Here is a 2,795-nt window from a genome sequence, read left to right on the forward strand (position 1 = left end):
GTGGATTCGGCGGCGGCCAGGCCCGCGCGTAGCAGCCGGTAGCGCATCAGGCTCACGACCACCGACCGGCCGCTCCCGCCGTGTAGCACCATCCGCGCCACCCAGCCCTGCAGACGGATCGCGGTGTACAGCACGGCTGCGGCCACGAGGATGTTCACCAGCGAGTCCTCGTTGGGCAGCAGGCCCCCCGCGCCGTCCCCGGACAGCAGGATCCGCACGCCCAGAACGATCAGAAGGCTCTGGCCGACCTGGATCGCGAGACAGCCCACGGCTGCCCGCCACCACAGGTTCGCCGCGCCCTCGGTCCATGGCAGACCGTGCCAGATCAGCAGTAGTGGGCCGGCGACCGCCAGCAGCATCATCACCGTGATCCGCACGATCCAGCCGACGACGACCATCGTGGCCAGGCCCACCACGACCAGGGACAGCAGGATCGGGAAGATGCTGCTCACCCGGCTGGCGACCAGCACCGTCAGGAGCATCTGCGTGGTCCCGGCGGCGTCCACCCGCTGGTCGGTCAACGCGACCGACAGGGCGTTCGCGAGATGGATCGCGATCCCCAGCAGGGTGAGGCTCAGGTTCGCCGCCCCGAACCCGACCACCATCCGTGGGGCGAGTTCCTTCGCGGTCGCGCGGGTCTGGACACTGTCGTGTCCCATGACCGCGATCCCGCCGACGGTGAGCACGAGCAGGAACACGCTGTTCGCTACCACCACACTGGTTTTCCACAGCTCCACGACCTGCGGCTGGACTGTCACGTCCGGAGTGGACAGCACCGTGTGGCCCAGCAGCCGCAGCATCGGTTCGAGGGCGGCCTCCACCAGACCGGTGAACCAGCCGTTGATTGCCCGGATGATCCGGCCTGGAATGTCCAACCAGCCGAACCACCCGCCCTCACTGCCGGCGGTGTCGGTGGCTGGCGGTGGGGGGGACTGCCCCGGGGTCGGGGTCGGGGTCCGCTCCGGCTGGCCGGCGGCCGGATCCGCCCCCGGATCGGTCGGCGCGTCCGGAGCCGGACGGGCAGCTGGCGGTGCCATCACACCCCCGGTGCTTTCCGGCCCGGTCGGTCCCGGCACGGACACGGCCGGCGTCGGCGCGGTGCCTGGCTGCGCTGCGGGCTGTGCCGGCGTGCCTGCCATCGGTGCTGATGGGGTGGGAGTTGTGCCAGCCGGTGCGGAGGACGGGGGTGTCGGGGCCGCGCCGGGTGCCGGCGCCGGGACCTGCGCGGTCGCTGGGCCCATCATACCCAGCACCCCGGCCACCGCGACCAGCATCGCCACTACGGTGAAAGCTCGGCGACGACGGCCCCGGTGCGCGTTCACCTGCCTGGTGCGGACCGGCGTGGACCGGGCGGTATGGGAGGCCATCAGGCGCCCACCACGGACCTCAACGCCTTCAAAAACAGCGGGGCGAGGATCGCCAGCCCGTAGCCGACCGCGGCGTTCTTGAACGCCTGCTTAGCCCGCTCGACCTCCCCGGGATCGCCGTTCGCGCCCAGGTAGCGCAGCCCCCCAAGTGTGAAGAACAGTGTCGCGATCCCCGCGCACAGTCCGATCAGCCAGTTCCGCAGATTCTTGAGCACCGTGTCGAGGTCCGGGGAGGTCGGGGTCGGCGCGGGCGGCGGTGGGGCCTCTTGCGCCAGATGCAGCGGACCTGCCCAGGCCGCCCCCGCAGCCAGCACCAGCATCAGCATCAGCATCAGCATCAGCACCACGGTGACGGTGACCCATAGCGCGCGCCGCCCGCCGGCCCGTCGGGTCGGCCCGGCATCGGCGAACCGGTGTGTCCCCGGGGCGCCGAAGGCCTCGGCGGTCAGCAGCCCGACCAGCCCGGCGACGACCGTGAGGGTCAGCAGCCTGCCGGTGGACGGCCCGCCCGCCCCGGCGGCCAGCCCCTGACGGGCCGCCACCGCCGTCCCTACCAGGATCAGCACAGTGCCGACGCCACCGGCGATCTCCTTCCACGCCGCGATCTCCTGCCATACCCGGCGGATCAGCACGGCGGGACTGTGGCTGGTCCCCGTCGCGTGGGGCGGGCCCGCTGGCGTGGGACCGGGCGGGCGGGAGCGGCGGGTCAGCACGGTAGCTTCACCCCGACCCGCCCGGAGAGCATGGCCCGTACCAGCCGGGCCTCCGCTTGACCGAGCCGTACCGCCAATTCCTCACCTGGTCTGGAGAGGGTGGACAGATCGGCCAGCGGCACCTCGTCGAGCCGGCTCGCCCGGATCAGCTCGGCCTCGGCGACCGACAGCACGCCCACGGCCACCGCCCGAGCCAGTACCTCCCGCGGCGCACCCCAGGGAGCTGGCGGTATCGCCGCTACCACCGGCAGCCCGCTGCCGCCACCGGGCAGCATCACCGCATGCCGGCAGGCCTCGGCCAGCCCGGACCGGTAAGCCACCCACGCCAGCCGCATCCCCAGCCGTCCGGCCATAGGCGACACCCGCCGCAACCCGGCGAGGAAACCGGTGAGGACCTCCGCGTCCAGATCGGCGGGATCACCGGGATAGCCGGCGGCCAGCCGGCTCGCGGTCCGCCGCAGCACCGGCATCGCGACCCCGACCGTGCCCACCTGCCAGGCCGCGTCCTCCCGCCGGCCCACCAGATACCCCCACACCGCATGCCGGGCCGGCGCCGTAGTCGCCGGATGCGCCAGCAACACCCGCAGCTCCCGCAAACCGATACGCCGTTGCGGCACACCCTCATGAATGACGGTGCCGTCCACCGACAGACCGTCCGGCGCGGTGGTCAGCGCGGAAAAAGCCGCCTCGGCGGTATCCAACACCGAGCCGTTCA

At 72.4% G+C, this 2,795-nt stretch carries 3 protein-coding genes; all 3 read right to left on the reverse strand.

Going from position 1 to position 2,795, the window contains the following annotated elements:
* Window positions 1-1,367 (reverse strand): hypothetical protein (locus MJ797_RS26710; protein ID WP_239342512.1); only part of this gene is annotated, 1,367 nt, incomplete at its 3' end.
* Complete coding sequence (locus tag MJ797_RS26715; RefSeq protein ID WP_239342514.1) at window positions 1,367-2,080, reverse strand: pilin; 714 nt, start codon at window positions 2,078-2,080, stop codon at window positions 1,367-1,369. The genes MJ797_RS26715 and MJ797_RS26710, both read right to left, overlap by 1 nt.
* Window positions 2,074-2,795 (reverse strand): hypothetical protein (locus MJ797_RS26720; protein WP_239342516.1); only part of this gene is annotated, 722 nt, incomplete at its 5' end. The genes MJ797_RS26715 and MJ797_RS26720, both read right to left, overlap by 7 nt.

The organism is Protofrankia sp. CiP3 (assembly GCF_917627345.1).
Taxonomy (GTDB): Bacteria; Actinomycetota; Actinomycetes; order Frankiales; family Frankiaceae; genus Protofrankia.